Annotated in this window: 1 protein-coding gene; it reads left to right on the forward strand. The window is 43.3% G+C overall.

Annotation, left to right across the window (positions count from 1 at the left end):
- The first annotated feature begins 129 nt into the window (after positions 1-129).
- Entirely contained in the window at positions 130-1,506 is a 1,377-nt protein-coding gene (tnpC, locus tag QUB64_RS32845; protein WP_333278809.1) for an IS66 family transposase, read from the forward strand.
- Positions 1,507-1,591 lie beyond the last annotated feature (85 nt).

Consider the following 1,591-nt stretch of genomic DNA (forward strand, 5'->3'; position numbering starts at 1 on the left):
AGTATAAAGAGGATTTGATGTCAGCTTTGTATTATGAACCTATTGCAGCCGATTAGTATTAATCATTAATATTAATCGTAATTGCTCAACCCCCTTGACAATTCGACGAGATAGACATTAGATAAAGGAATGGAAAAACTCCCAGACTTAAAGCAACTATCGAACGAGGCAAAAGAAGCCTTGATAGTAGAGCTATGGCAGGAAATCCAAAAACTCAGCGCAGCATTAGCCATATACCAACCAAAACCAGACTCATCTCCCACCAAAACTAGCAAAAATTCCAGCACTCCGCCATCAAAGGGATTCAAGCCCAACATTAAGCCATCGAAAATTGAAGGGATAAAAAGACAAAGAAGCGTGGGAAGAGCTGGAGGGGGAAGAGAACTACATCCTCATCCCGACCAAACAATCATCGCCCAACTAAAAAATTGCCCCCAGTGTGGAGAGAAAGTCACCGCCGCCGCCCAAAAATTGCAATCCGTCTACGAAAAAATCGAACTACCCCCAATTCGCCCCATCATCACCAGAATAGAACGTTATGGCGGTCAGTGTGCCTGCTGTCAAACCGAGTATATTGCACCTGTACCATTAGGAATGGAACCAGGTTCACCGTTTGGCAGTTCAATTCAAAGCTTAGTTACATATCTGCGTTACACTCATGCCATCAGCTACGAACGGCTATCATCCATATTTGGAGAGGTCTTTGGACTCAAGATATCAGAAGGTGCCATCGCCAACTTGCTCTTGAAAGTCAAAACCAGCTTAGATGAGCAAGTAACTCAAATATTGCAACGGTTGCGGCGGGCAAAATTAATTTGTTCAGATGAAACGAGTGCCAGAGTTAACGGACAGAACCAATGGGAGTGGGTGTTTCAGAACCAGGATGTTTGTTTACACGTCATCCGCCCGAGTCGAGGTAGTGGGGTAATTAACGAAGTTCTGGCAGAACATCGTCCCGATATTTGGGTCTCAGACTTATTTAGTGCTCAAAAAAATCACCCAGCACCACAATGGCAAGTGTGTTTGGCCCATCAACTGCGGGATTGCCAATATGCAATTGACGCTGGGGACAGGATTTTTGCCCCAGCGATGAAGAGGTTATTATTAAGGGCTTTTATTATCCATCGGCAACGGGAGAATATGGATGATACTAGACTCAATCGATATCGAATAAATTTACAGTCAAGATTAACCAAAATTTTGGATTTAGCACCACATCATCCGGATGGTATACGGTTACGAAAACGTTACGGTGGGCTGATTGACAATTTATTTCTATTTCTGGAAGATGCGACAATTCCACCCACGAATAATAGTAGTGAACAGGCGATTCGGATGAGCGTGATATTTCGCCGTGTGACCAATGGCTTCCGTTCGGAATGGGGGCGAGATTTATTTGCAGCAGTTCGTTCAGTTGTCAATACTGGCAAGCGTCAGGGTTTAACTGCTTATCAATCTATTCAACAAGCTCTTTCTATTGATGGCTCCCTTTTTTCCCCTAGTTGAGCAATTACTATTAATCATGAAGCACACAACCTAGTACGAGCAAACAATAATGACGATTTTTTTTAACGCAGCAACAGACAAGTAC

Source organism: Microcoleus sp. Aus8_D2, from assembly GCF_036702665.1.
Taxonomy (GTDB): Bacteria; Cyanobacteriota; Cyanobacteriia; order Cyanobacteriales; family Microcoleaceae; genus Microcoleus.

Excerpts from the sequence above, each read along its gene's own strand:
- tnpC (WP_333278809.1), top strand. The coding sequence starts at position 130 with ATGGAAAAACTCCCAGACTTAAAGCAACTATCGAACGAGGCAAAAGAA.